Source organism: Pradoshia sp. D12 (assembly GCF_008935075.1).
Taxonomy (GTDB): domain Bacteria; phylum Bacillota; class Bacilli; order Bacillales; family Pradoshiaceae; genus Pradoshia.
Genome location: NZ_CP044545.1, coordinates 2,428,710 through 2,455,105, shown reverse-complemented (window position 1 = coordinate 2,455,105; position 26,396 = coordinate 2,428,710). Strand labels below are relative to the sequence as shown.

At 38.3% G+C, this 26,396-nt stretch carries 30 protein-coding genes and 1 riboswitch; of the genes, 25 read left to right on the top strand and 5 right to left on the bottom strand.

Going from position 1 to position 26,396, the window contains the following annotated elements:
* The first annotated feature begins 291 nt into the window (after positions 1-291).
* Entirely contained in the window at positions 292-657 is a 366-nt protein-coding gene (locus F7984_RS11795) for a GNAT family N-acetyltransferase (RefSeq protein WP_066107629.1), read from the top strand.
* A 32-nt stretch (positions 658-689) separates the two neighbouring features.
* Here the strand turns inward: F7984_RS11795 and F7984_RS11790 are convergent, their stop codons facing one another.
* Together F7984_RS11790 and F7984_RS11785 are read right to left on the bottom strand one after the other, a co-directional pair.
* Positions 690-1,214 (bottom strand): DUF309 domain-containing protein, encoded by a 525-nt coding sequence (locus F7984_RS11790; protein ID WP_140461614.1) that lies wholly within the window; start codon positions 1,212-1,214, stop codon positions 690-692.
* 176 nt (positions 1,215-1,390) lie between these two features.
* Positions 1,391-1,486, bottom strand: coding sequence for a YjcZ family sporulation protein (locus F7984_RS11785; RefSeq protein ID WP_066107625.1), 96 nt, complete (start codon positions 1,484-1,486; stop codon positions 1,391-1,393).
* 175 nt (positions 1,487-1,661) lie between these two features.
* Between F7984_RS11785 and F7984_RS11780 the strand changes: the two genes are divergently transcribed.
* The 7 genes from F7984_RS11780 (at position 1,662) to F7984_RS11750 (ending at position 7,005) form a co-directional block, all read left to right on the top strand.
* Entirely contained in the window at positions 1,662-2,429 is a 768-nt protein-coding gene (locus F7984_RS11780) for a segregation/condensation protein A (RefSeq protein WP_140461613.1), read from the top strand.
* Positions 2,416-2,994, top strand: coding sequence for an SMC-Scp complex subunit ScpB (gene scpB, locus F7984_RS11775; protein ID WP_140461612.1), 579 nt, complete (start codon positions 2,416-2,418; stop codon positions 2,992-2,994). The genes F7984_RS11780 and scpB overlap by 14 nt, the downstream gene beginning before the upstream one ends.
* Before the next feature lie 12 nt (positions 2,995-3,006).
* Entirely contained in the window at positions 3,007-3,384 is a 378-nt protein-coding gene (locus tag F7984_RS11770) for a hypothetical protein (protein ID WP_140461611.1), read from the top strand.
* A gap of 223 nt (positions 3,385-3,607) precedes the next feature.
* Positions 3,608-4,096, top strand: a complete 489-nt coding sequence (locus tag F7984_RS11765; protein WP_066107615.1) for a DUF3907 family protein — start codon at positions 3,608-3,610, stop codon at positions 4,094-4,096.
* A 148-nt stretch (positions 4,097-4,244) separates the two neighbouring features.
* Complete coding sequence (locus tag F7984_RS11760) at positions 4,245-5,114, top strand: superoxide dismutase (protein WP_140461610.1); 870 nt, start codon at positions 4,245-4,247, stop codon at positions 5,112-5,114.
* Positions 5,115-5,271: 157 nt separating this feature from the next.
* Positions 5,272-5,784: a MogA/MoaB family molybdenum cofactor biosynthesis protein gene (locus F7984_RS11755; protein WP_140461609.1), complete on the top strand. Its 513-nt coding sequence runs from the start codon at positions 5,272-5,274 to the stop codon at positions 5,782-5,784.
* A gap of 201 nt (positions 5,785-5,985) precedes the next feature.
* Complete coding sequence (locus tag F7984_RS11750) at positions 5,986-7,005, top strand: ThiF family adenylyltransferase (protein WP_140461608.1); 1,020 nt, start codon at positions 5,986-5,988, stop codon at positions 7,003-7,005.
* 141 nt (positions 7,006-7,146) lie between these two features.
* Here the strand turns inward: F7984_RS11750 and moaC are convergent, their stop codons facing one another.
* Entirely contained in the window at positions 7,147-7,635 is a 489-nt protein-coding gene (gene moaC, locus F7984_RS11745; RefSeq protein ID WP_140461607.1) for a cyclic pyranopterin monophosphate synthase MoaC, read from the bottom strand.
* A 64-nt stretch (positions 7,636-7,699) separates the two neighbouring features.
* On the opposite strand from moaC, the gene glp reads away from it, so the two are divergent.
* The 16 genes from glp (at position 7,700) to F7984_RS11665 (ending at position 23,071) form a co-directional block, all read left to right on the top strand.
* On the top strand, positions 7,700-8,956 hold the full coding sequence (gene glp / locus F7984_RS11740; RefSeq protein WP_140461606.1) for a molybdopterin molybdotransferase MoeA: 1,257 nt from the start codon (positions 7,700-7,702) through the stop codon (positions 8,954-8,956).
* A 181-nt stretch (positions 8,957-9,137) separates the two neighbouring features.
* On the top strand, positions 9,138-9,584 hold the full coding sequence (locus F7984_RS11735; protein WP_066107853.1) for a molybdenum cofactor biosynthesis protein MoaE: 447 nt from the start codon (positions 9,138-9,140) through the stop codon (positions 9,582-9,584).
* Complete coding sequence (gene moaD / locus F7984_RS11730; RefSeq protein ID WP_066107599.1) at positions 9,581-9,814, top strand: molybdopterin converting factor subunit 1; 234 nt, start codon at positions 9,581-9,583, stop codon at positions 9,812-9,814. Before F7984_RS11735 ends, moaD begins: the two co-directional genes overlap by 4 nt.
* A 132-nt stretch (positions 9,815-9,946) precedes the next feature.
* The gene (gene moaA / locus F7984_RS11725; RefSeq protein WP_219847589.1) at positions 9,947-10,963 is read left to right on the top strand and encodes a GTP 3',8-cyclase MoaA; all 1,017 of its coding nucleotides are present in this window, start codon (positions 9,947-9,949) and stop codon (positions 10,961-10,963) included.
* A gap of 255 nt (positions 10,964-11,218) precedes the next feature.
* On the top strand, positions 11,219-12,001 hold the full coding sequence (modA, locus tag F7984_RS11720) for a molybdate ABC transporter substrate-binding protein (RefSeq protein WP_139891720.1): 783 nt from the start codon (positions 11,219-11,221) through the stop codon (positions 11,999-12,001).
* A 9-nt stretch (positions 12,002-12,010) separates the two neighbouring features.
* Entirely contained in the window at positions 12,011-12,667 is a 657-nt protein-coding gene (gene modB, locus F7984_RS11715) for a molybdate ABC transporter permease subunit (protein ID WP_140461605.1), read from the top strand.
* A 323-nt stretch (positions 12,668-12,990) separates the two neighbouring features.
* Positions 12,991-14,118, top strand: coding sequence for a D-alanyl-D-alanine carboxypeptidase family protein (locus F7984_RS11710; protein ID WP_140461683.1), 1,128 nt, complete (start codon positions 12,991-12,993; stop codon positions 14,116-14,118).
* Positions 14,111-14,704, top strand: coding sequence for a nucleoside recognition domain-containing protein (locus tag F7984_RS11705; protein WP_066107588.1), 594 nt, complete (start codon positions 14,111-14,113; stop codon positions 14,702-14,704). Before F7984_RS11710 ends, F7984_RS11705 begins: the two co-directional genes overlap by 8 nt.
* Positions 14,704-15,234 (top strand): spore maturation protein, encoded by a 531-nt coding sequence (locus F7984_RS11700; protein WP_139891721.1) that lies wholly within the window; start codon positions 14,704-14,706, stop codon positions 15,232-15,234. The genes F7984_RS11705 and F7984_RS11700 overlap by 1 nt, the downstream gene beginning before the upstream one ends.
* Before the next feature lie 225 nt (positions 15,235-15,459).
* Positions 15,460-16,188, top strand: a complete 729-nt coding sequence (rluB, locus tag F7984_RS11695) for a 23S rRNA pseudouridine(2605) synthase RluB (protein WP_066107581.1) — start codon at positions 15,460-15,462, stop codon at positions 16,186-16,188.
* 86 nt (positions 16,189-16,274) lie between these two features.
* Positions 16,275-16,802 (top strand): thiol-disulfide oxidoreductase ResA, encoded by a 528-nt coding sequence (gene resA, locus F7984_RS11690; RefSeq protein ID WP_066107578.1) that lies wholly within the window; start codon positions 16,275-16,277, stop codon positions 16,800-16,802.
* A 15-nt stretch (positions 16,803-16,817) separates the two neighbouring features.
* Positions 16,818-18,476, top strand: a complete 1,659-nt coding sequence (locus F7984_RS11685; protein ID WP_066107574.1) for a cytochrome c biogenesis protein ResB — start codon at positions 16,818-16,820, stop codon at positions 18,474-18,476.
* Complete coding sequence (ccsB, locus tag F7984_RS11680; RefSeq protein ID WP_066107571.1) at positions 18,457-19,635, top strand: c-type cytochrome biogenesis protein CcsB; 1,179 nt, start codon at positions 18,457-18,459, stop codon at positions 19,633-19,635. Before F7984_RS11685 ends, ccsB begins: the two co-directional genes overlap by 20 nt.
* Before the next feature lie 338 nt (positions 19,636-19,973).
* On the top strand, positions 19,974-20,693 hold the full coding sequence (locus F7984_RS11675) for a response regulator transcription factor (RefSeq protein ID WP_140461604.1): 720 nt from the start codon (positions 19,974-19,976) through the stop codon (positions 20,691-20,693).
* Complete coding sequence (locus F7984_RS11670; protein ID WP_066107565.1) at positions 20,693-22,465, top strand: ATP-binding protein; 1,773 nt, start codon at positions 20,693-20,695, stop codon at positions 22,463-22,465. Before F7984_RS11675 ends, F7984_RS11670 begins: the two co-directional genes overlap by 1 nt.
* Positions 22,466-22,597: 132 nt before the next feature.
* Entirely contained in the window at positions 22,598-23,071 is a 474-nt protein-coding gene (locus F7984_RS11665; RefSeq protein WP_181162015.1) for a mannitol dehydrogenase family protein, read from the top strand.
* 87 nt (positions 23,072-23,158) lie between these two features.
* Here the strand turns inward: F7984_RS11665 and serA are convergent, their stop codons facing one another.
* A complete protein-coding gene (gene serA / locus F7984_RS11660) occupies positions 23,159-24,742 on the bottom strand; it encodes a phosphoglycerate dehydrogenase (RefSeq protein ID WP_066107558.1) in 1,584 nt (527 codons plus the stop codon).
* Positions 24,743-25,125: 383 nt separating this feature from the next.
* A riboswitch (FMN riboswitch) is annotated at positions 25,126-25,256 on the top strand.
* Between the two features lie 177 nt (positions 25,257-25,433).
* Here serA and F7984_RS11655 point away from each other — a divergent pair.
* A complete protein-coding gene (locus tag F7984_RS11655) occupies positions 25,434-26,021 on the top strand; it encodes an ECF transporter S component (protein WP_066107555.1) in 588 nt (195 codons plus the stop codon).
* Positions 26,022-26,075: 54 nt separating this feature from the next.
* Here F7984_RS11655 and F7984_RS11650 read toward each other — a convergent pair whose 3' ends face one another.
* A complete protein-coding gene (locus F7984_RS11650) occupies positions 26,076-26,324 on the bottom strand; it encodes a ferredoxin (RefSeq protein ID WP_066107552.1) in 249 nt (82 codons plus the stop codon).
* Positions 26,325-26,396: the final 72 nt, after the last annotated feature.

Below are 26,396 nucleotides of genomic sequence, written 5' to 3'. Positions count from 1 at the left end.
CAAATTGCCAATTGTGTTAACTCTGTCATATTATAATGGAATTGGAAGATTGTCTATTCTTTCTTGCGTTCTTTTACAGTTATTTCTATCCATTTTGGCTATATTGTATAGGGTACGAATCGTTAGAATTGTATATATAAAGCCTTTTTGGGATAAAATGTATGTCTGTTGTCTAGCATGGCAAAGAAAGGACTTTGCATTTGTGTCAGTTGAATTCATTGTTAAAAACTAGTATGATAAGAAAGATTATTAAATACCATTCTATTATTCTCATTTAATGAGGGATCAAACATGTTAATTAGATACAAGAAGAGCTTTGAAAAAATCGCAATGGGTTTATTATCTTTTATGCCTGATGAAAAAGATTTAAAGAAGCTCCAGAATACTGTTAAATCATATGAAACAGAATCAGACAGGCAACTATATCTTTGGAAACAAGATGAGGACATTATAGGTCTGATCGGGGTAGATTTGGATGGAAAGACGGTTACGGTAACCGATTTATCCGTTAATCCCTCTCATAGGGGTCTGGGAGTTGGCCATGAAATGGTAAACTGTCTGATTGAATTATATGAGGGATACGAAATTATTTCCAGAGATATAACAGCGGAGTTTATTTCAAAATGTCTGGATTGTGAAGCCGATAATAAAGCATGAAAATAGAGAAACCCTTATTTAAGAGGGTTTCTCTATTTATTTTTGCTGCGCTTTTGAAGTTGCTTGAATCGTTCCTGAATAACATCTGTACGATCACGGGTAGAATGCCTATTCACTAATAATGGATCAGTAAGATTGCTGCTGCAATTCCATGAATATCCATATTCTTTGCAAATGGTTTGGCAGGCCGCGAGCAAATCTGGATCTTCAATCGGCAAAAATGGACTTTTGTATGGTTCATTGTTTTTTAACCTATGTATGGAGTCAGTCAGTAATTGGAGTAAACCATCTGAATCCATACCTAATTGATTCATTTCTTCGGTATGTTTGTTTAAAATTTGCTTTGATTTTTGTAAGGTGCGAATAGCTCCTGATTCATTATTTCTGCGGTAATGATACATACCGACGGCCAGCTGGATAAATCCGACCCATACAGATTTTCGATCTAACGGGAGATGTTTTTTCCAGTACTCTTCAAGTATTTCATGGCATTCAAAATAATCTCTGCTTCCATGAAATTCGGCTAAGTACTGAATGAACTCAATTGGGTAGTTCATTTGGTTATTGTCACCTCAATATCTCTCTATGATTATAGATAAATATACATGAACGAACATGGATAAGAAAAGAATAAGGATTTTAAATGGTGAGAAGAGCGGGATTATCTAGCTGATAACAATAGAAACAGGCTATCAACCTAGTCGACAGCCTGTTCCTTAGATTCATCATTTAATTAACACCAAGCTACTCCAACAATTACGAGTAGAATGAATAACACTACGATTAGCGCAAATCCGCTACCGTAACCTCCAACTGCGCCATCTCCCATTTGTGAATCCTCCTCTTTGGATCTTTTCTTTACATTGTCATACTATGTAATCCATACTGGAATGTATGGGCTTTTGCCCACCTTTTAGAAAATCAATTTGTTCATTCTATTGGAAAGAAGCTTGAGTTAAATTATACTTAAACTAGTTGAAATAAGTAGGAGTGCCTATAAAGAGATGAGTTATAAAATAAAGATAGATGCATTTGAAGGTCCACTCGATTTATTACTGCATCTAATAAATCGATTAGAAATAGATATATATGATATTCCTGTTTCTGAAATCACCGAACAATATGTTGCCTATATCCACACCATGAAGGAGCTTGAACTGGATATAGCCAGTGAATATTTAGTCATGGCGGCAACACTTTTAGCTATTAAAAGTAAAATGCTCCTACCCAAACATGAAGAGGAATGGGATGAGGAAGAGGATGAATTCTTGATGAGTGACGATCCTCGTGAAGAATTAGTTACACAGCTGCTTGAATATAAAAAATATAAAGAGGCGGCTGATGAGTTTAAAAATATGGAAGCTGAAAGGGCGTTATTATTTACTAAACCTCCGATTGATTTATCGCCATATACGGAAGATGTAAAAACGGAACGCCATGACTTAGATGTCAGCCTTTATGATATGCTGAGCGCCTTTCAAAAATTAATGAGACGAAAAAAATTAAGAAAACCGTTACAAACTCGAATTACACGTCAGGAAATTACGATAGATAAACGGATTCAGGAAATAAAGGATTATCTTAAGGAAAAAAGAGAAAAGGTCTTATTTACCTCTCTCTTTAACACAGAGGAAAAAGAGCAGTTAGTTGTCACCTTTCTTGCTGTCCTGGAATTGATGAAGCAAAATGAAATTCAGGTGGAACAAACAAATAACTTCGAGGAAATTTTCATAGAATGGAAGCAGGAGGATTTTACAATTGGATATTGTTAATTGGAAATCAATATTGGAAGCATTACTTTTTGCGGCAGGTGATGAAGGGTTATCTCTTGAGCAAATTTCATCCGTATTGGAAGTGACAGAAGAAGAGGCAAAAGATGCGTTATATGATCTTAAAGAGCTGTATCAAAATGAAGATCGGGGAATCTGTGTTGTTGAATTGGCCGGTGTCTACCAATTGGCGACAAAAAAAGTGCATGCCCCCTATTTGAAAAAGCTTGTTGAAACACCTTCGGCAAACACACTATCGCAGGCTTCCTTGGAAACATTGGCGATTATCGCCTATAAACAGCCTATAACCAGAATTGAGATTGAGGCTATCCGCGGTGTCAAAACGGAACGTCCTTTACAAACCTTAATGGCCAAGGCTTTAATTCAGGAAACAGGTCGTGCGGAAGGGGCGGGAAGGCCCTATTTATACGGAACGACCAAGGAGTTTTTGGATTACTTCGGTTTAAAATCTTTGGACGAGCTGCCGGCGCTACAGGATGACACAGATGATGGATTTAATGACGAGGAAGCAGATTTGTTTTTTCATAAATTCCAAGAGATGGAATAAGGAGGATGAAGCTTGAAAATCTTGTCTTGTATAGGATATGAGTTAGAAAAGGAAAAACCCAATTCACCTGAGGATTTTTTCAATCGTTCAACCGTGACATACAAGCAAAATGGAAAAATAAAAGAATTTCAGGTTATTTATCTTCGGTATTTTGAAGAAGTTTTGTTAGAACAAGAGGGTGAGTGGGTGTCCGAGGTTCAGGAATTACTGACAGGATATACGTTAAAAGATATTATTGCCCTCCTTTGTTTGTTGCAAAATTCGCATTTTCATGCAAGGAAACGGGTATATATAAATTCTGAGGCGATCTTTTTAACTATTTTCAAGGATTTACCATATGCCCAGATAAAAGAAATTTTAAATAAAATGCAGAAAAATCCAGAAGTTTGAGCTTGAATTGTCGTATAATAATGTAAAATATTCCTCCCTGAACGTTAATCAACAATAAAAAGTAGGTTGAATATGGTAAACTATTTAGTAACTGAGCTTAAAAGAAACGATTATGGCCAGGGAAGGTTAAGAGTTTGTTTGTCCTATTAGAAAGTAAATGAACACAAGGAATAGTGGAGTTTTACATGATCAAAGGGTTTGAATTTTTAAGGGAGGGTTCCGGTTGGGTAATACATTAGTGAAGAGCCAGTTGGAGGATGTAACAACATTTTTGGAGCAAACAGTACAAACTCTCGAGATTTACATGAATGAAATGACAATTGAACGTTTGATGGAGGAAAAAAGCGGCGATGAGCTCTATTATAAGGGCTTGTTTTCAACAATCCGTAAGCTGCTGGTTTATTGTGAAGAAGGCTTAGAGGCTTGCAGGATTGTCCTTAAAAACGAACCATTTAATAAAGGTGCTGCAGAGCGAGTTCTTTACCGCGTATATCATAAATGTATTGAAGAATATTTTGCTCCAAAAAGTGATTTATGGTTTGAGGACAGCCGTTCAGCGTATACAGGGCGCAATTGTATAAAATTCCGTGAAGAAGCACCAGAAAGCTTGAAAAGCCTGATTACAAAACTGGAATTTGATGTTCAAAAAATCAGAGAAGAACTTGAATACTATGAAACCGATTATCGAACAAAGATGGTTCAATCAAATTAACAGGATATGAAGTGCGATTGCGTATAGTGTAATCGCATTTTTATTTGGGTTTATTTTTAATTGGAAAGTCATACCTATTTCATTGAAAAAATAAGAATTAAGTCAACCTCCTTTTGAATATTGTTGTATGACGGGGAGGTTGATGAATATGAATCCTTTTAAAAAGTATTGGGAAGAGGTAGATAAATGGAAGACAGCGGTTGTTGATTGGGCGGCCGATCAAGAGGAGTCATTTAGGAGTATGATCATGGGCCGAGTTGATCATCTCACGGCTTATTTAAACAGCATGAAAAATAAAACCCCATCCCAAAATGAGTTGATAGAGCTTCAGAATATGATGAAGGAGCTGGATGAATCTGTTCAAAAGGCACATAATGGCGATTCATATGTACCGCCTGGAAGACATGCCTTGCCGCCATTGCCATACTCCTATGATGCTTTGGAGCCCTTTATAGACCGTGAGATTATGAGATTGCATCATACTATTCATCATCAGACATATGTCGATGGTCTGAATAAAGCCGAAACTAAAATGAAAGAAGCCCGCGATAAAGATGATTATGACCTTTTAAAGCATTGGGAAAGAGAAGCTGCTTTTCACGGATCAGGACATTATTTGCACACTATATTTTGGTACAATATGAAGCCTGATGGCGGTGGGGAACCAACAGGTGAATTAATGAACTTTATTAAAAGAGATTTTGGCAGCTTCACAAAATTTAAAAAGGAATTTACCGAAGCTGCTAAAAAGGTTGAGGGTGTAGGCTGGGCGATTTTAGTTTGGTCCAACCGAGCCCATCGGCTGGAAATTTTACAATCTGAACGGCATATGATTCTGACGCAATGGGATACAATCCCTTTATTAGTATTGGATGTTTGGGAGCACGCGTATTATTTACAATACAAGACTGACCGTCCGGCTTATATAAACAACTGGTGGAATTTGGTTAATTGGAACAATGTTAGCGAACGATTTGAACAGGCACGGAAAATTGGCTGGAAAATATATAAGAAATAAAAGTACGTTCAAATACGCCAGGTTTATTTTTGAAGGTTGACCAAGACTTTGGTTGACCTTTTTAGTTGAGGTCTAGTTTATCCCCTTATACTTCCTTACCTGAGCAAGTCTATTACTTCCATTATTTGTGATAATATGATGGGAGGGAGGGATAGGCATGAGTTTAATAGAGCATCGGAGATCGGCTCCGGATTGTGTGAAGGTAATGGTGCTTACGGTAAGTGATACAAGAGATGAGCATACGGATCGAAGCGGGCAGCTTATGATGCGTTTGTTGCAGTCAGCTGGACATATCATTACGCGCTACCAAATAGTGAAGGATGAGCAGGATGTTATTCAGCAGGAACTCTCAGCTGGGTTGGAGGATAGAGAGGTTGATGCCATTATAAGTAATGGCGGTACTGGGATTGCCTGTCGGGATGTAACTATTGAAACAATTAAGGGTTTACTAGATAAAGAAATGCCAGGGTTTGGTGAGATTTTTCGAATGCTGAGTTATCAGGAGGATATTGGTTCCGCAGCTATTTTATCCAGAGCCATCGCTGGAGTAACCGAAGGGAAGGTAATCTTCGCAACACCTGGTTCCACTGGCGCAGTGGAGTTGGCAATGAATAAATTGATTTTGCCGGAGTTAGCACATGTCGTAAGAGAACTGAAAAAGGATCTATAAGGTATAAAAAAGATGAAGCCTTCATGTAATAGGTTTCATCTTTTTTAGTCAAATAATGATTCACTGGTGAGGTCTATTGTATTTAATTTTCTGATAATATAAAATGGAATACAATCCATTATCTGGTCGGCAGATTGGAGAACGTGTAAGACTATTAAAGAGATGAGTAGATAGTTCGTTTAAATAAAGGAGCCAATGAACATGGGTACCCGATTTTCTAGGCAAGAGTTGTTTAAGCCTATTGGCTGCGATGGTCAAATACGCTTGGCTGAATCAACAGTAGGTATTATCGGTTGCGGTGCACTTGGATCGGTAATAGCGGAGACACTTGTTCGTGCAGGTATAGGGGCGATACATTTAGTGGATCGTGACTTTGTAGAAATGTCCAACATACATAGACAGCAGTTATTTGTGGAGAAAGATGCTTTAAATCTGACAGCTAAAGTGATAGCTGCTGAGCAACGATTGAAGGAAATCCGTTCAAATGTTCACCTCTTTACGTATTTAGAAAATGCAGATGGTACACTCATTGAAGACATAGCAGAAAAATGTGATATCTTGGTAGACGCAACTGATAATTTTGAAACAAGAATGGCTATAAATGATGCTGCACATAAATATGGGATACCTTGGGTGTATGGGGCCTGTGTAAGTGCGAGTGGCACTGTTTTCACTTTCATACCGGGTAAAACGGCTTGTTTCAGATGTCTTTTCCCGGCTTTGCCCTCGTTAAATGAAACCTGTGATTCGGTTGGAGTTATTGCTCCAGCCGTTCAAATTACAGCAGCCCATCAATGTACAGAGGTTATGCAATGGTTAACTGGTCATCCGGAGAAGCTGCGGGGAAAAGTATATCATTTTGATGTTTGGAATCATACCAGCTTAGAGGTTGGAGTATCTCGTATTAAAAAAGAGGATTGTCCTACATGCGGACATTGTCCTGTATATCCTTCGCTCGAAAAAAGCGAAGAAATGAAATCTATGGTGTTATGCGGGAGAGACACTATACAAATCATCCCTCAAGCTAATCGCCGTGTATCTTTAGAAGATGCTGAGCGACTGGCAATAAGGCAGGGATATCGATTTAAAAAGACTCCTTATTTTATCCAATTTCATACAGAACAATATCGAATGATCTTGTTCACAAATGGGAGACTGTTAATACATGGGTTACAGGATAGCACGGAAGGACTAAAATTATTTCATCAAATGTTTGGGTAATACAGTGTCGGAAAAAGGTCATGGAAGACTGGACAACTGTGTCTAGCTTGCTGCAGGAGAAATGGAAGGAAGTCCATTCGGTTAACTTTTATAAAATATATAGCTAACCGAAAAGTGTAGCTAAACCTTCAATTTATCTCTTCAGCTACGCGTGTAATCACCGTTTTTGCCACCAGTCTTTTTCAAAAGCATGGTTGGCCCAATGACCATTTCTTTACCGGAGGCTTTGCACATATCATAAATGGTTAATGCTGAAACAGATGCTGCCGTAAGTGCTTCCATTTCAACACCAGTAGCACCTATTGTTTTGACTTCAGTAAGAATAATAATTTCATAATGGGAGTTTGCTTCATCTATTTCCCAATTGAATTCGATATTGATACCAGATAGCGAGATAGGGTGACACATAGGAATAATAGAAGATGTTTGTTTGGCAGCCATAATTCCAGCAACCTGGGCAACGGCAAAGACATCTCCTTTTTTATTTGAATAATCAGAAATTTGAACGTAAATATGTTGATTTACAAGAATAGAAGATTTAGCAAGAGCAGTCCGAACGGTTTCATCTTTATGGGAAACATCAACCATTTTGGCACGACCCTGTTCATTGAAATGAGTGAATTTTGTCATGGAAAACATCCTTTCTATATGATTTATCCATAGTATAGCATTCTATTTGTAAGGAGATAAAAGAATGGTAGAAAAAAGAATACCAATACCAATTTCAGCAGCAATAGAGAAAATTTTGCAAGAAATACAGCCTGCTTCAGCTGAAATGGTCCCTTTGTCAGAAGCTTATGGTCGAATTTTAGCGGAGCCGATTATTGCTAAACATGATGTTCCTCCATTTGATCGATCGGCATATGATGGATTTGCCATTCATTCGTCCGACTCAGTTGGAGCCTCAGACGAGCATCATGTATCCTTTCACGTAATTGATGAGGTTGGAGCTGGATATATTTCGAAAAAGACACTTGCTCCCGGAGAAGCCATTCGAATTATGACTGGGGCAATGATGCCTAAGGATGCAGATGCTGTTGTTATGCTGGAACAGGTGATAGAAAAGGAAGATCACATATCTATTTATAAATCATTCGGAATGAATGAAAATGTTTCTCCTAAAGGAGAAGATGCCAGGAAAGATGAACGGCTTATCGAAGAGGGGGCGGTCATTACACCAGGTGTGATTGCATTGCTGGCGACCTTTGGATATGCGCACGTGAAAGTAGCCAAGAAGCCAGTAGTTGGTATTTTATCTACAGGTACAGAATTATTGGAAGTAGAGGATGATCTTGTACCAGGCAAAATCCGCAATAGTAACGGACCCATGATTGAAGCACAGCTGAAGCGGATGGGAATTGAAAATCATACATATGGTATTCAAGCGGATAATCTAAAGCAATCCCTACAAACAGTGGAAAGAGCAATTAAAGAGACAGATTGTCTTATTACAACTGGTGGTGTTTCAGTTGGAGATTTTGATTTTATGCCAGTCATTTATTCACATCTTGGAGCGAATGTCTTATTTAATAAAGTAGCCATACGCCCAGGTAGTGTTACGACAGTAGCAGTGAATAATGGAAAGTATTTATTTGGTTTATCTGGAAATCCATCTGCCTGTTATTCGGGCTTTGAATTATTTGTTCGTCCAACCCTGTTAAAAATGATGGGTAGCTGTAAACCGTTTATGCCAAACGTAAAGGCTGCATTAGCAGAAGATTTTTTGGATGCTAATCCGTTTACTCGTTTTATTCGAGCAACGTATGAAGTAACTTCTTCAGGATTAAGCGCGACTCCTGCTGGTTTTAATAAATCGAATGCGGTTACATCCATTGCTAGGGGAAATGCATTTATCGTTCTCCCCGGTGGAAAAAAGGGCTGGAAGGCTGGAGATGAAGTTGATTTATTGCTATTGGGAGTAGAAGAAGGTGCATCTCGATGGATGCTATGAAAGTTTGATTAATCGTAGGTTTATAAAAATAGGGGAAAACAACACTTATGGGAACCGGTTGGATATTATCAAAAAATCTATGTCCGTCAGTAAACATATGATGTCGCAGTCGGTAGAAGAAGAGTCATTGAATAGATGGATGCTAGTGATGGATGCTAGATTATACAGGGATGTGATGATCATGAAACCATTTGAAATAGTTCAAGATCCAATAGAGGTTCAAAAATATGCAGATTATGTATTACACGAGGGAGCGGGCGCAGTAACCGTGTTCTCCGGTCATGTAAGGGAATGGACAAACGGTGTTCGAACATTATCCTTGGCATATGAAGCGTATGGACCAATGGCTGAAAAAAAGCTGGCGGAAATTGGTAGAGAAATTGAAATGAAATGGCCGGGTACACGAGTGGCGATTGCTCATCGTATTGGACAATTGGAAATATCAGATATAGCCGTTGTTATAGCTATTTCTTCACCTCACAGAAAGAATGCTTATGAAGCAAACGAATATGCGATTGAACGGATTAAACAAATTGTCCCAATTTGGAAAAAGGAGATTTGGGAAAATGGGGAAGTATGGGTGGGGAATCAACATAAAAAGCCATTATCAGAGGAGTCAATAAAATGATAAAAATTCTCTATTTTGCAAGTATGCGAGACTTGACCGGTAAAGCGGAAGAGAACATCGAACGAATGGAATGGTCTGTCCGAGAGTTGCTGCAATGGGCAGAAGAAACCTATCCAAACTTCGAAAAGCATTCAGTCCTTGTTGCGATAAACGAAGAATATGTGACAGAAGATGAGAAAATTAGAGATGGAGATGTGGTGGTGTTTATACCTCCAGTTAGTGGAGGTTAAAGAAAACGCGTTTTTACAGCTGTTAAGGACAGTAAGAGTTAGATGGATAAATGAAATTCCGCCGGAGAATACAAAGGGTGGTATTTGATAATATCAATGACCTGGAAACCGAATGAAAAGAAGGGAATAACCATGACCTCACAGTCTTTATTGGATAAATTAAAAAGACCGATTCGTGATTTGCGGCTATCAGTTACGGATCGCTGCAATTTCCGCTGTACATATTGTATGCCTAAAGAAATCTTTGGAGATGATTATGCGTTTTTAAAGAAACAAGAGCTTCTGACATTTGAGGAGATAGAACGAACAGTCCGTTTATTTGCAGGTCTTGGTGTAAAAAAGCTGCGTTTAACAGGCGGGGAGCCCTTATTACGAAGTCATTTATCTAAATTAGTTGAAAGGTTAGTGAAAATAGAGGGAATTGAGGATATTGGTTTAACTACGAATGGTCTTTTGCTTTCAAAGTATGCTCATGACTTATACAATGCTGGGCTAAGACGTTTAAATATTAGTCTTGATTCTTTAGATAACGAAGTATTCGGTCAGTTGAATGGTCGTGGCATTCAGCCCTCTATTATTCTTCGTAATATAGAGAATGCCGTTAACCTTGGCTTTCAGGTCAAGGTTAATATGGTCGTACAAAAGGGAGTCAATGATCATGATATCATCCCAATGGCTTCTTATTTTAAAAAGATGGGTGTAACTCTGCGCTTTATCGAATTTATGGATGTAGGTAATGATAATGGATGGAGTTTCAAAGAGGTTGTAGCGAAAAAAGAACTATATGAAAAGCTGTCTAAGGTTTTCGATTTAGAGGCTGTTGATGAGCAATATTTTGGAGAGGTAGCTAAACGCTATCGCTATAAAGATAGCAAGAGCGAAATTGGTTTTATCACATCCGTGTCGGATTCTTTTTGTTCTTCCTGTACAAGGGCACGGGTTTCATCGAATGGACATCTTTATACGTGCTTGTTTGCCTCAAAGGGCTATGATTTAAAAGAATTAATCCGTAGAGGTGTAACAGATGAGGAACTGCTGGACCACATTCGTCAAGTTTGGGAATTGAGGGCGGACCGTTATTCTGATGAACGGACGGAACAAACGATATCTAATAGAAAAAAGATAGGGATGTTCTTTATAGGTGGTTAATAGATCAATTTACTAGATTTTTTTAGTGAAGTCCTAAGAAGGACTGGTCAAGGAACATAGGCTAAGAATATCACGTTATGAGGCTAAGCCTTTGTGACCCACACCCCCTGTTACCCATCTTAAAGGGGATCCATAAACCCTTGAGGAACCAGGAGACTAAGCTGGATTAAGTGAAATCAGAAACGCTCTTCATTAAAATTAGACTGAATCTTGAGATGATTTCTGTTTAAGTAGGTATACATCAAGGAGGATTACATGAAAAAATCTGTATCGATTTTTACAATGCTATTCCTTTTAGTCATTACTCTAGTTGCATGTTCTGAACAAGAAGTTAAAGAAGAAAAAGTAGAACTAAGAATTTCAGCTGCAGCTAGTTTGCAGGATGCGCTAAGAGACATTCAAGCTGTTTTTGAAAAAGAAAATCCAGAAATGAATATTACATATAATTTTGCTGGCTCCGGTGTGCTTCAGCAGCAAATCATGCAAGGTGCTCCTGTGGATTTGTTTTTATCATCTTCAGAAGATAAGTTTGAATCATTAATTACGGCAGAAATGATTGCGGACGGGGAGCATATCAATTTATTAGAAAATGAACTTGTTTTAATTGCTCCGAGTCCTAATGAAACTAACAAAATTAGTGGTTTTGAAGATTTAATGAATGGAACAATCGATAAGATCGCAATTGGTATTCCTGAATCTGTTCCTGCAGGAAAATATGCCAAGGAAACATTAGAAGTACTAGAAATATGGGATGAGGTAGAGAGTAAACTCATTTTAGCAAAAGATGTTCGACAAGTTCTGTCGTATGTTGAAACAGGTAATGTAGACGCTGGTATTGTATATAAAACAGATGCTCTTGTATCAGATAACAGTAGGATCATCTCGACGGCAAATAAAGAACACCATACACCTATTATGTATCCTTTAGGTATTCTAAATGATACAAAATTTCCTGTTGAAGCAAAGAGATATTATGACTTTCTTCAATCGAAGGAAGCAACGGCCATATTTGAGGAATACGGATTCATAGTGAACTGAGGAATGAATATGTTACATGAATTTTTATCACCTATTATTCTTTCAATTGAAATAGCAGTGGTTTCGGGAATAATTGTTATCATATCAGGGACATTTATTGGCCGCTATTTAGCTATGAAATCTTTTAAGGGAAAAGCGGCTTTTGAGACATTTCTTATGTTGCCTCTAGTTCTGCCGCCATCAGTAGTAGGATTTATTTTGATTGTCTTGTTGGGAAAACAAAGTATCATTGGACAAGCAATTGAGTGGATTTTTGAGAAGCCAGTCATATTTACTTGGTGGGCGGCTGTCATTGCTGCTACGATTGTGGCTTTTCCCCTTATGTATCAATCAGCTAAGTCTGGTTTTCAAGGTATTGACCATGAAATCGAAGATGCTGCTCGAGTAGATGGAGCAAGTAAATGGCAGGTTTTTCTTCATGTTTCCCTTCCGTTAGCATCGAGAGCGCTTATGACGGGCGGTATTTTAAGCTTTGCTCGAGCATTGGGGGAGTTTGGCGCTACTTTAATGTTTGCTGGAAATATTCCAGGCGTTACGCAAACAGTTCCGATAGCTATTTATACAGCCCTTGATTCGGGCAACATGCTCATAGCATGGATGTGGGTTTTAGCTATATTCTTACTATCTTTTCTCATGCTGTTCGTGATTCAATTAAAAAAAGAGTGAAGATTCATCACTGATCGTAAATGGGCAACGAAGTTTACATAAACTTTTAGTTGCCTTTTTTTTATGTAATTATTACCTGAAGAATTTTAGTATCCTCCTTCATACATAATCTAATTCACTTATCACTCACCCTGAATAACCTGTCTTCGAATATTTAAGAAATTAAGCGCATAGACTTGTACAAAAACATGAAGGGGACGAGTGTGGTGAAAGTGTACTCTTTCAAATATAAACGTAAGAAATATAACTCGAAACGTAATCTTTCAGTAAAGAACGATCCAATCCGCTTAGTGTTATGGAAGCTGGCAGGCACCATCCTCATTATGATTTTGTGCTTGGCAAGTTTACTTTCGCCGATAAAAACAGTTTCTGCACAAGCGCAAGAACTTGAAAGAATCCAAACAGGGGCTAAAAGTGCAATTATGATTGAGCAGAGCACCGGCCGGATTTTATATGAGAAGGATGCCCATACAAAACGAAGGATAGCGAGTATTACTAAAATTATGACCGCAATTCTTGCGATTGAATCGGGGAAGATGGATAAAACTGTAACGGTGACAGATGCGATTTTAAAAGCAGAGGGATCGGCGATCTATTTGCAGGTAGGAGAAAAAATAAAATTAAGCGACCTTGTTTATGGACTTATGCTCAGATCAGGAAATGATGCGGCGATTGCCATTGCTGAATATGTGGGAGGAAGTGTGGAGGGTTTTTCTGCATTAATGAATCAGAAAGCAGAATGGATTGGCATGAAGAACAGTCATTTCACCAATCCGCATGGTCTTGATAATTCTGATAACCATTATTCCACAGCCTATGATATGGCAATCCTAACTAAGTATGCGATGGGGAATAAAATGTATCAGAAAATTGCCGGAACTAAGATCCATCGGGCACCCAACCCGAATGAAGTATGGGACCGTGTTTGGAAAAACAAAAACAGGCTGTTAACGGAAAAATATAAATACACCACAGGCGGTAAAACAGGTTATACAAAAAAAGCGCGCCGCACGCTAGTGACAACTGCATCCAAGGATGGATTGGATCTTATTACGGTTACTATCGATGATTCTACAGATTGGGCTGATCATATAGCTCTTTTTGAGGCGGGATTTAACAATTACACATTAACTGAAGTAGTACCGCGTGGAGACATAAAAACGATAAAAAAAGGATTTTATAAAAATAAAGCTTATTTAAAATCATCGTTATCCTACCCGCTTACGCAAAAAGAACAAGAGGAGGTCGAAGTAAAGTATGAACTGAAAAAGCCCAAAAAACAGTGGAAAAAAGGAAAAAATCTTCCGGCTAAGGTTGGAAAGGTGAATTTAATTCTTGATGGACAAACGCTTATATCTAAACCGGTTTATCTACATAAAAAAGATCAAACTGTCTTCGATATATGGAAAGACGTCTTCTATACTTTTTCAGGTGTAAACACAAATGGTTAATTATATATGGGTCGGAATCAGTATAATTGGAATCATTTATGCGATGTTTACTGGAACAATGGCGGAAGTTAATGAAGCGATCTTTAAGAGTGCAAAAGAATCGGTCACTCTATGCTTCGGCCTTATGAGTGTCCTTGTTTTTTGGCTGGGCATCATGAAGATTGCAGAAGAGGCAGGTCTATTGGATAGTTTAACACGTTTGACAAAGCCAATCGTATCCAGGCTTTTCCCAGATGTGCCGCCAAATCATCCGGCAATGGGATATATCGTATCCAATATAATGGCGAACACATTTGGACTGGGAAATGCAGCTACACCCCTGGGTATAAAGGCGATGGAACAATTAAAGGACTTAAATGGCGGAAAGGATACAGCAAGCCGCTCTATGATTACGTTTCTGGCATTGAATACCTCTGGGCTGACGCTTATTCCAACAACCGTCATAGGAATCCGCATTCATTATAATTCAGCCAATCCGACAGAAATTGTCGGCCCGACCTTTTTGGCAACCGTCATTGCAACGATAGCAGCTATTATTTTAGATCGGTACTTCTACTGGAAAAGAGTAAGAAAGGGGATGGATTGATGCACTGGATCTCAACCATATCAATTTGGATGATACCTGTGGTTATCTTGCTCATCCTTGTCATGGGTGCCATAAAGAAGGTCCCGACCTACGAGAGTTTTGTGGAAGGCGGAAAAGATGGGATAAAAATCACATTTTCGATTATTCCCTATCTCATTGGTATGATGGTGGCCATTTCTATTTTTCGTGCTTCAGGTGCTATGGATTTGCTGATAGGCTGGATGAAACCGGTATTAAACTTCTTAGGTGTGCCTTCAGAGGTAGTACCTTTAGCCTTAATAAGACCCATATCGGGAAATGCTTCTCTCGGCATGGTCAGTGATTTGATTGCCACATATGGACCTGACTCTTTTATAGGGAAGGTTGCTTCCACAATCCAGGGGAGCACGGATACAACCTTATATGTCTTAACTGTTTATTTCGGTGCAGTAGGAATTAAGAAAATGGGAGATGCTTTAAAGGTGGGATTGTTAGCTGATCTTGTCGGGATTGGTGCGGCAATCTTATTAGCTGCTATTATGTTCCAATAGACACAAATTTGTCACAAAATGCTAAAAGAAGTGAAAAAAATAGTCAGATTTAACAAAAATCGGTATAAAAAGCCGATTTTTTTGTGTTTCTTAGTAAGTAATGAAATAATATGCGTGATAGGACATATCACTTTCTGCAAAAACAAAGTATAATGAACAACTAGGTAGAATGCCTATTATTTGAGTAAAGAATACAGAAAAAGTAAAATTAGACAGGTGATTAAAATGGAAAGATTACAAAAAGTGATAGCACAGGCAGGAATCGCCTCCCGAAGAAAAGCGGAACAGTTAATCGTAGAAGGCAAAGTAACTGTTAACGGTAAGATTGTAAAAGAGCTTGGCGTTAAGGTTGGCCCAAATGATCAAATAGAGGTAAGTGGAGTACCTGTAGAAAAGGAAGAACCGGTATATTTTCTGCTTTATAAGCCAAGAGGTGTCATTTCCGCTGCCAACGATGACAAAGGGAGAAAGACCGTAACAGATTTATTTCCACTGATCAAACAACGGATTTATCCAGTAGGCAGACTGGATTACGATACATCAGGTTTGATCCTGCTGACGAATGATGGTGAGTTTGCCAATGCCCTGATGCATCCAAAGTACGAAATAGAAAAAACGTACGTAGCGAAAATTCAAGGTATTCCATCCCGCGAAATAATAAAGAAATTGGAACGTGGTGTTCAATTGGAAGACGGTAAAACAGCCCCTGCGAAAGCTAAATTGCTATCAATGGATCGCAGAAAACAGTCCTCTATTGTAGAGCTGACGATTCATGAGGGCAGAAACCGCCAAGTCCGCCGTATGTTTGAAGCGATTGGGATGCCCGTTATCAAACTTAAACGTGAAAGATATGGATTCTTGACGTTGCACGGTGTTAGTCCTGGAGATTACAGAGAGTTAACACCACATGAAGTAAAGCAACTGCGTTCTATGGCGCTTCATAAAGATAAGTAAATACAACCGTAGCGCTGCCCTAAATTAGTGCCTTTCTGGCAGCGCTATATTCTTGTGTGTCTAAAGCATAGCGGGAGGGAACTTTTTTGACCAAACAAAAGCGTAAATGGATGAGAATAGGGGTTCTGGCCCTTTTAGCTGGAGCCGTCATTTATGTGGTATTTTCGAGTTTAACCATGGACAAGGAAAAAACCCTTAAAATGAATGAAACCGCTCCAAACTTTGCTCTGACAGATCTTGAAGGGGTTAAGCATGTGTTAGAGGATTATAAGGGGCAGGGAGTGTTTCTGAATTTCTGGGGGACGTGGTGTAAACCATGTGAATATGAAATGCCTTATATTCAAAGTCAATATGAAGTGTTCAAAGATAAAGGTGTACAGGTATTAGCTGTCAATGTAAATGAATCTGATTTTGTCGTGAATAAATTTGTTCAAAGACATGGGCTTACTTTTCCGGTTGTCATCGATAAGGACAATCAGGTGCAGCATCAGTATCTGATTAATCCCTTGCCGGCCACATTTTTAATTGATAAAAATGGTAAGGTCGTAGATTCAACCACTGGTAGTTTAACTGAAGAGAAGATTCAAAAGATGATGGAGAAAATACAGCCATAACAAGGGGTAATAAGGATGAAGGAAATAACTTGTGAATGTGGTCATGTTAATCCATATGGAACGATATTTTGTGAAGCATGCGGTAAGGTGCTCAATAAGGAAGAAGAAGAAAAAAAATTATTGGATATGAAATATGAAGGCAGTGCCAGAAGATCGCAAACCTACAATAAATCAGTAGTTGATAAGATTTGGAATTTTTTCTCATCCGTAAAGGTTGGCGTAACCTTAATCATTCTTCCATTAATTGCAGCTTCTATCGGTACCATCTTCCCGCAAGAAATGTATATTCCAAATGGAGAACCCGCTGAAACGTTTTATGAAAGTAAGTACGGCTGGTTTGGTGAAGTGTATTATGAGTTAGGATTACATAATTTATATAGTTCATGGTGGTTTTTACTGTTAGTGTCCCTCTTAGGAGTTTCACTTGTTATCGCCAGTCTTGACCGCTTTATTCCGCTATTCAGAGCTTTAAAGAATCAGAGAGTAATCAGGAATGAGGGTTTTTTACGCAGACAGCGGATTTTTGGTGAAGCTGATATAGCAGAGGAAAAAGAAAACTATGAATTAATCAAAACGAGATTAAAAGAAAAGCGTTATAACATAAGAGAAGAGAACGGCAATATTTTAGCAGAGAAGAACCGTTTTTCGAGGTGGGGTCCTTATGTTAATCATATAGGCCTGATCATTTTCTTAATTGGCGGAATGTTGCGTTTTATTCCAGGGATGTATGTGAATGATTACCTCAGAATTCAAGAAGGTGAAAAGAAAGCTGTACCTGGAACGAATGGTGAGTACTTTGTTGAAAACCATAAATTTACTGTAGAAGTTTATGATAAAGATAAGGAAAAAGAAGAGTTTGAGGCAACGCTTGACCGGGTTGGTACGGTCGTAAAAAATTATCAAACAGATGCCACTCTTTATCAAGCGGTAGGGGATACCTTGCCAGGAGAAGAAGTAAAGCTTGAAAAAGTTAAAGATTATCCGATACGTGTAAATGAACCTTTGAAATTTGATTCCTTTGCTTTATATCAAACATCCTACGAGGAAAACATGACTAAAATGTCATTCACCTTAATTGATAAAGCAACTGAAAAGGAGCATGGCAACTTAACCGTTGATTTGAATAATCCGAAAGATAGCTATGACCTGGGTAATGGGTACTCCGTGCACCTGGAGAGTTATTTTCCTGATTTTGAATTTAATGAGAATGAGCAGCCGACAACAAAGAGTCGATTTCCAAATAACCCTGCGTTTATCTTCAAAATGGTATCACCAGAGCATCCAGAAGGAGAAGTTAGCTTTGTTGCGATTAAACAAACCCTTGAGCCTTTGGGTGAGACCGAATATAAACTTAAATTCAAAAATATAGAGACAGGTTTTGCAACTGTATTAACAGTACGTAAAGACCTAACTTTATGGGTACTTGCGCTCGGAGGGCTTATCTTTATGATTGGCGTTATACAGGGGGCTTATTGGAATCATAGGCGTATTTGGATTCAAAAGAGTGGGGATAAAATATTTGTGGCCGCTCATACGAATAAAAACTGGTTTGGTATCAGGCGGGAGATTAATGAAATATTAGAGGGGACTTCTATTCCATTACCGTATGATCAAGCCGAAGGGGAAGAGATTCAAGAAAGAGGGGGAAAACAGAGTGGCGACTTTAAGCAGTAATTTGCTATATATTGCTTTTGTGCTGTACTTAATAGCAACTTTTGTATTTGCGGGATCCATAAAAGGTAAGAACGATAAGTGGAGTTATGAAAAATGGGCAAAAGCTGGAATTATTATCACTATTATTGGATTTATTGCACAGCTGGGTTATTTTATCACACGTTGGATAGTGTCAGGACATGCTCCTGTCAGTAATCTATTTGAGTTTACAACATTCTTTGGAATGATGTTGGTTGGAGCATTTATAATGATTTATTTCATATATAAAACAGCCATTCTGGGAGTATTCGCGCTTCCGATTGCGCTGTTAGTTATTGCGTATGCCAGCATGTTTCCACGGGATATCTCGCCGCTTATTCCGGCATTAAAAAGTGATTGGCTGTATATACATGTTACTACTGTAGCAGCGGGAGAAGCTATTTTAGCAATAAGTTTTGTGGCCGGATTAATTTATCTGATACGGGCTGTTAAACAAACGAAAGCATCAAAAAGTACGTTTTGGCTGGAAGCCGTTTTATTAGGATTAATTTGTACGATTGGTTTTGTTGTATCTACTACTATGTTTTCTATAGCTGATTATAAAACTGAATATACTTGGGTCAATAAGAGCGGTGCAGAGCAAACAGAGGAATATAATATGCCGGCGTTGTTTGTCCCGAAGGAAGCAAAATTGGTTTCCGGTACAGGGATGGATCCGTTAATTGAATTGCCATTAATAATCAATTCAAAAAAACTGAATACAGTAGTTTGGTCCATCATGATAGGTGTCGTGCTATATGGAGTGCTGCGTTTAATTTTACGTAAGCGTATAGGAGCAGCTATACAGCCGTTGGCAAAATCAGTGAATTTAGATTTACTTGACGAGGTTGGATACAGATCCATTCTAATCGGATTCCCTGTATTTACTTTGGGAGGGTTGATATTTGCCATGATTTGGGCCCAAATAGCCTGGTCAAGATTTTGGGGTTGGGATCCTAAAGAAGTATGGGCTTTAATTACATGGCTATTTTATGCAGCATTTCTGCATCTGCGCATATCGAAGGGGTGGCATGGCGAAAAGTCAGCCTGGCTTGCAGTTATAGGATTTATTATCATTATGTTTAATCTTATCGCGGTGAATTTAATTATCGTTGGATTACACTCATATGCTAGCAATTAAGAAAAAAGAGGACTTCCAAGTATGGAAGCCCTTTGTTCTTAACTCTTCTTTAGAAAATCAGGCTTAAGCTATTAACTGCAATTATATTCCGATTTATGATGCTTTTACTATTTTTAAGTTGGATGACAACTGAATAGGAAGTTAGGCAAAATCTTATATTAAAAAAATCTGGTTGTATGATAGATATTATTTTTCTATAAATTTAACTTTATAGAATCGCTTTATTTATGTAAATATTCACTTTTCTATTCCTAAATATTTAGTATGCATGTATAATAAAACTGATATCGTGGATAAATTTGTATCGTTATTAGTTAATGCTTAAGGAGGTCCGGGTGATGGAAGAGAACAACATACGATTGCTTATAGTAGATGATGAGGACCGTATTAGAAGACTATTGAAAATGTATTTAGAGCGCGAAAAATATACAATTGATGAGGCTGCTAATGGGGAAGATGCTTTAGAACTTGCTTTGGCGAATGATTATGATTTAATCCTTCTGGATTTGATGATGCCTGGCAAGGATGGAATTGAGGTTTGTAAAGAACTGCGTGAAAAAAAGGCAACACCTGTTATTATGTTGACTGCTAAAGGTGAAGAAATAAACCGAGTGCAAGGTTTTGAAGCAGGCACGGATGATTATATCGTAAAGCCTTTTAGTCCAAGGGAAGTAGTCTTACGAGTGAAAGCATTGTTAAGAAGGTCATCGAAAAATTCCTATATTCAATCAGAGACCTCAACTAAAGATGTTGTCGTCTTTAATCATCTAACGATCGATAATGATGCGCATAGAGTATTGGCGGACGGTGTAGAGGTTGCATTAACACCTAAAGAATATGAACTATTATACTATCTCGCTAAAACCCCGGATAAAGTGTATGATCGGGAACAATTGCTAAAAGAAGTTTGGCACTATGAATTCTTTGGGGATTTACGTACCGTTGATACACATATTAAAAGATTAAGAGAAAAATTAAATAAAGTATCTGAGGATGCAGCTAGAATGATTGTAACCGTTTGGGGTGTTGGTTATAAATTCGAGGTAGTCAACGACTAATGTTTTGGAAAAGTGTAGTCGGGAAACTTTGGATGACCATTATTTTGCTGTTTTCCTTCGTTCTATTCATCTTAACTGTATTACTGCTGGAGTTTTTCCATAATCAAAGTATGGAGGAAGCTAAATCTTCTTTGTTTCGAACAGCCAAACAAGTTGAAATGATTTTAGAGGAACATTCAGATATCGAGCAATCAACACAAATTGTTTGGCAAATCATCGATCCGAATAAGGATATTGTTATTATTTTAGATGATACCAATATATACAGCAGTTTGAATGATTTGAATAAGAAAGAAGTCTATCAACTCTTTTCTCGTGATGAAACCTTAAAAAAGTCATTAGTGAATGATAGACAAGTTTCAGAAACCACTTATCTATCGTCTATTTTGGGCGGGGATAATGTTACTCAGGGTACAATTGTCGGAATTCCAATCACTAATGACGGAATGGATGGCGCCATCTATGCATTTCAGTCTGTAGACTCGAGTGAGAGTACAAACGCACAAACGACAATCTTCATCTTGATAGCTGTCGGGATCGGGATTGTTTTAACGACGATTTTTGCGTTCTTCCTGTTATCAAGAGTGACTGCTCCGCTTAGAAAAATGAGGGAAGCAGCATCTGAATTGGCCAGAGGAAAATTTGACATGAAGGTTCCCATTTTAACAAACGATGAGATTGGCGAATTGGCGATTGCATTCAATCAAATGGCACGGCAGCTGAAGTATAATATGACGGCATTACAGCAGGAGAAAGAGAATTTATCGAATATTTTAATTAATATGGCTGATGGAGTGATCATGTTTAACAGAGACGGTGAAATTCTTGTAACGAATCCTCCAGCAGATGACTTTTTAAGGTATAGTTTTTTGGATGAAACCAATCAAAAAAAACAGTCTGGAAACCAAGTCCCTGATGCATTAAGCGATTTATTCCTCGAGGTTAAGGGAACGGGAAAAGCTAAAATAGCCGAGATTACCACGCAGGGGCACGATTGGGTAATACTTATGAATCCCCTTTACCGTCAAAATGATATCCGTGGAGCTGTAGCTGTATTAAGGGATATGACGGAGGAACGCCGGCTTGATAAGATGAGAAAAGATTTTATTGCCAATGTATCGCATGAGCTTCGTACGCCTATTGCTATGCTTCAAGGATATAGTGAAGCAATTATAGATGATATTGCGGAAACAGCAGATGAGAAAAAAGAAATGGCACAGGTCATATATGATGAATCATTAAGAATGGGACGCTTGGTTAATGAACTCTTAGACTTGGCTCGAATGGAAGCAGGACATCAGACTTTAAATATTGAGGAAGTAGAAGTTGGCAGCTTTCTTGGTAGAATATCGAAAAAGTTCCAGCGGGCAGCTCAGGAAAAAAATGTTGATGTCTATACAACCCTTGACCATCCTGAGGCGCTTGTTGAGCTGGACCCTGACCGCATTGAACAGGTATTCACCAACTTGATTGATAATGCCCTGCGCCATACACCTGGGGGAGGTGAAGTGCAAATTATCCAAAGAACATTGGATAATGGTACTCAATTTGACGTGAAGGATTCTGGTGTAGGTATTTCTGAGGAAGAGCTGCCTTTTGTTTTCGAAAGGTTTTACAAGGTTGATAAAGCAAGAACAAGAGGGAGATCTGGCACAGGACTTGGCCTTGCAATAGCAAAAAATATTATTCATGGTCATGGCGGTAAAATAGATGTCTACAGCAAGGTTGGACAGGGTACGACATTTACATTTTTCCTGCCAGCGAAAAAGTAGAATTAAGAAGATAATTCTTGTTACACAAGGAACTGTTTGATGAAAGCATATCACTTAGGTGATGTGCTTTTTTGCATTCTGATACTGGACATTTTATAGGAGAGCTATTGAATCCTGATACTGGTATTTAACATGAAAAACTCTACGGAACGGTGTACAAGCACTTTTCCGGATACACCTGGGAGGATCGCTACAGACACTTCGCAGAAATTAGGAATCCGATTTGGGGAGACTATCAAATTATATGCCGAAAGAAATGACCTTCAAATAACTGATTTAACATTTATTCCTTTAACGATTGCGGCTTGGTGCCGGTATCTACTTGGTGTGAATGATGCTGGTAAAAAAATGAACATCAGTCCTGATCCTATTTTAGAAGATTTGCAGCAGTATCTTCATGGAATCGAGTTCGGCCAACCTGAATCAGTCAGTAACCACTTACAGCCTATTCTTTCAAACGAAAGAATTTTTGGGGTGGACTTGTACGAAGTTGGCTTAGGAAATACAATCGAAGAATTTTTTAAGCAACTGATTGGGGGACCCGGAGCTGTAAGAGAGACATTGCATGAGCAAATCCAAAAACATGAGAATAAAGTGGCTTATTGAACTGAGACTAAGTAATTTTAATAGAATATAAGAGGAAAGGGCATCGATAAGCTAAGCCAGCTTATGAGATGCCCTATTCTTATTATTCTATGCCTCACTCAAATTAATTGCTTTGGCGACGGATATTTCATCATTGCCGGCAAGTTCATTTATGACGGAATGAGGAATTTTTTCATCAAACGTAAGGATCATAATGGCTTCACCGCCGGCTTCTTTCCGTCCTACCTGCATGGTGGCAATATTGAGATTAAGATCGCCGAGTTTTTTACCGACAATGCCAATCACGCCTGGTCTGTCGTGGTGCTGGATATATAGGATATGGCCATCAGGGTAAAAGTCGATTTTGAAGTCATCGATGGCAATGATACGCGGCCCATATTCTTTTATATAGGTTGCTTTCATTTCAATTTGTCTGGTATCGCCTTTAATTCTTACCGTTATACTATTTGAATAACCATATGTTTCGTTTGAGATTTTTTCACCTATAGTGATGGAACGTTCCTTAGCGTATAACAGGGCATTTACTTCGTTGATGGTGACATCAGCCCGTTCTTTAAAAAATCCAGAAACAAGTGATTTTGTTAAAATTGATGAATCAAAATCAAAAGCATCACCGCCATATGTAATGGAAATTTCTTTTATGCCTTCGTTTATATATTGTGATAGGAAAGAGCCAAGTTTTTTCACTAATTGATAATATGGCTGTATTCTATTAAATAATTCAGCAGGTATAGCTGGTAAATTGATGGAGTTTGACACTGGTATTCCATCCACAAATGAGACTACTTCTTTTGCCACCTGCTTAGCCACATTTAATTGCGCTTCAGCAGTGGACGCTCCAAGGTGAGGTGTGACAATGATTTGATCCAAGGACAATAATTTATTATTCACCGGAGGTTCTTCTACAAATACATCCAGTGCAGCTCCGGCTACTTTTCCCTCAAGAACCGCATCATATAAAGCGTCCTCGTCAATTATGCCTCCTCTGGCACAGTTGATCAGATAGACACCGTCTTTGCATTTATGTATTGTATTTTTGTTTAATAAGCCTCTTGTATCCTTATTTAATGGGGTGTGGACGGTGATGAAATCAGATACTTGAAGCAGGTTATCGAGTGAACCGACCGTTATGCCTAATTCTTTTGCCCGATCTGACGTAATGAAAGGATCAAAGGCAAAAATATTCATCTGAAAAGCTCTCGCCCGCTTGGATAATTCAGTACCAATTCTCCCCATACCAACGATTCCTAACGTCTTACCTTTTAATTCAGCTCCGGCAAAGCGATTTCGCTCCCAAGCACCATTTTTTAAAGATTGGTGAGCCTGAGGAATGTTTCGGGCCAGGGATGCCATCATGGCAAAAGTGTGTTCAGCGGTAGAAATTGTATTGCCATCCGGTGCATTGACCACAATGATTCCACGACTTGTACAGGAAGGAACATCTATATTGTCGATCCCTACGCCAGCCCGGGCTACAATTTTTAGGTTTGTCATTTTTTGAAGTAAATCATTTGTTACTTTTGTAGCACTTCTAACTAAAAGTGCATCAAACAGATGCAATTCACTGCTTACTTCATCTATCTTTTTTTGGACAACCTCGATGTCATTCCTGCCAATGAATGGTGTTAAACCATCAGGCTTTATTGAATCAGCTATGAGCACTTTAAACAATCTTGTCACCATCCTGTAGAAGTATTTAATCTTGTTTCCACTCTACAAGACTTATAATCTGTGTGTCAATCAAGATTCAACATTGCAAGCGCTTACTATTTTAAAATTTTGGAAAAGTCTATTTTTTGTTGCCGGCAGATACTAAAAAGACTTCATTTTCTATAATTTAGACGGCTTAGTTGGTTCGAGGAAAATAGAGGTGAGGCCATTAATTTATGAATTTTTTACAAATATATATTTTTTGATCTATTTATATAGTGATTCTAATCTCTTGTATTATTTAGTTTAGTGGGATAAAATCAATATAGAAATGGTCTAGTTAAATATACAGGTGGAATGTCTAGCCTGATTATTTTTCTAAAGCATTTTACTAATTAAATACGGTCTATCTTCGGGGCAGGGTGAAATTCCCTACCGGCGGTGATGATTTATAATCTAAGCCCGCGAGCCTGTAAAGGCAGGATTTGGTGAGATTCCAAAGCCGACAGTATAGTCTGGATGGGAGAAGATGGAGGTCTCTGTTAACGTTCAAAAAACGATCTTTCGTGAACGTTTTGTTTCACATTGCCTTTTTCTCCCTTTATCTAATTAAGATAAAGGGATTTTTTATGGCATGGCTTCATGATTGACGTTTTAGGCAGAGCCTTTCTTCTGGAAGAGGTAGTACCAAACCTAAAGGAGAGAGGAAATAATGAAAAGCAGTGGTGTAAGTAAGATTCAAAAAATGGTTACGATTGGGATGTTGGGTGCGATTGGATATGTTCTAATGATTATTAATTTTCCATTCCCTGGTTTTCCAACATTTCTACAAATTGATTTTAGTGATATTCCAGCTTTAATTGCGGCCATCATTTTTGGGCCGGTTGCGGGTATCCTGGTAGAATTATTAAAAAATATTCTGGATTACATGATGACAGGAAGCGACACAGGAATTCCGATTGGGCATTTTGCTAACTTTATCGGAGGCGTCGCGTTTATCCTTCCAGCCTACTATTTTTATAAAAAAATCGGCACCAAAAGAGGCATGGTGTACGGACTTGTAGGAGGCACAATCGTATTAGCTTTATTTATGAGTCTTGTCAATTACTTCATTTTGCTGCCAAGCTACAGTGTGTTAATGAATTGGAACATGTCTGGTACAGAAATTCGAGCAATGATCACCACGGCGATCATTCCTTTCAATTTAATAAAAGGAACCTTAATTGCCATTGTATTTATGCTGTTATTCACTAAAATGCAGGGCTGGTTTTCGAAGCAATCTGTATTGCGAAATGTATAAAATAGATTAAATAAAAGCCTCTGCGAAACCGCAGAGGCTTTTATTAATGGGAGACTATTCGAATTTTAATGCGTCTCCGTCAAAGGATTCGTCAGCAACTTTAATAGAATCTGTTGGGCAACCTTCGAAAGCATCCATCATGTCATCAAGCAGAACATCTGGAATTTCGACAATACCTTGGTTATCATCTAAAGTAACAAATGCAATACCTTCATCATCATAATCGTAAATATCTGGAGCTGCTGCTCCGCAAGCACCACAAGCAATGCAAGTTTCTTTGTCAACAATAGTAAATTTAGCCATGCTAAATACCTCCCAGGTAAAAAAATATATATTTTGATACCGAACTGGATATCAAACCCCTCACCTTATTGT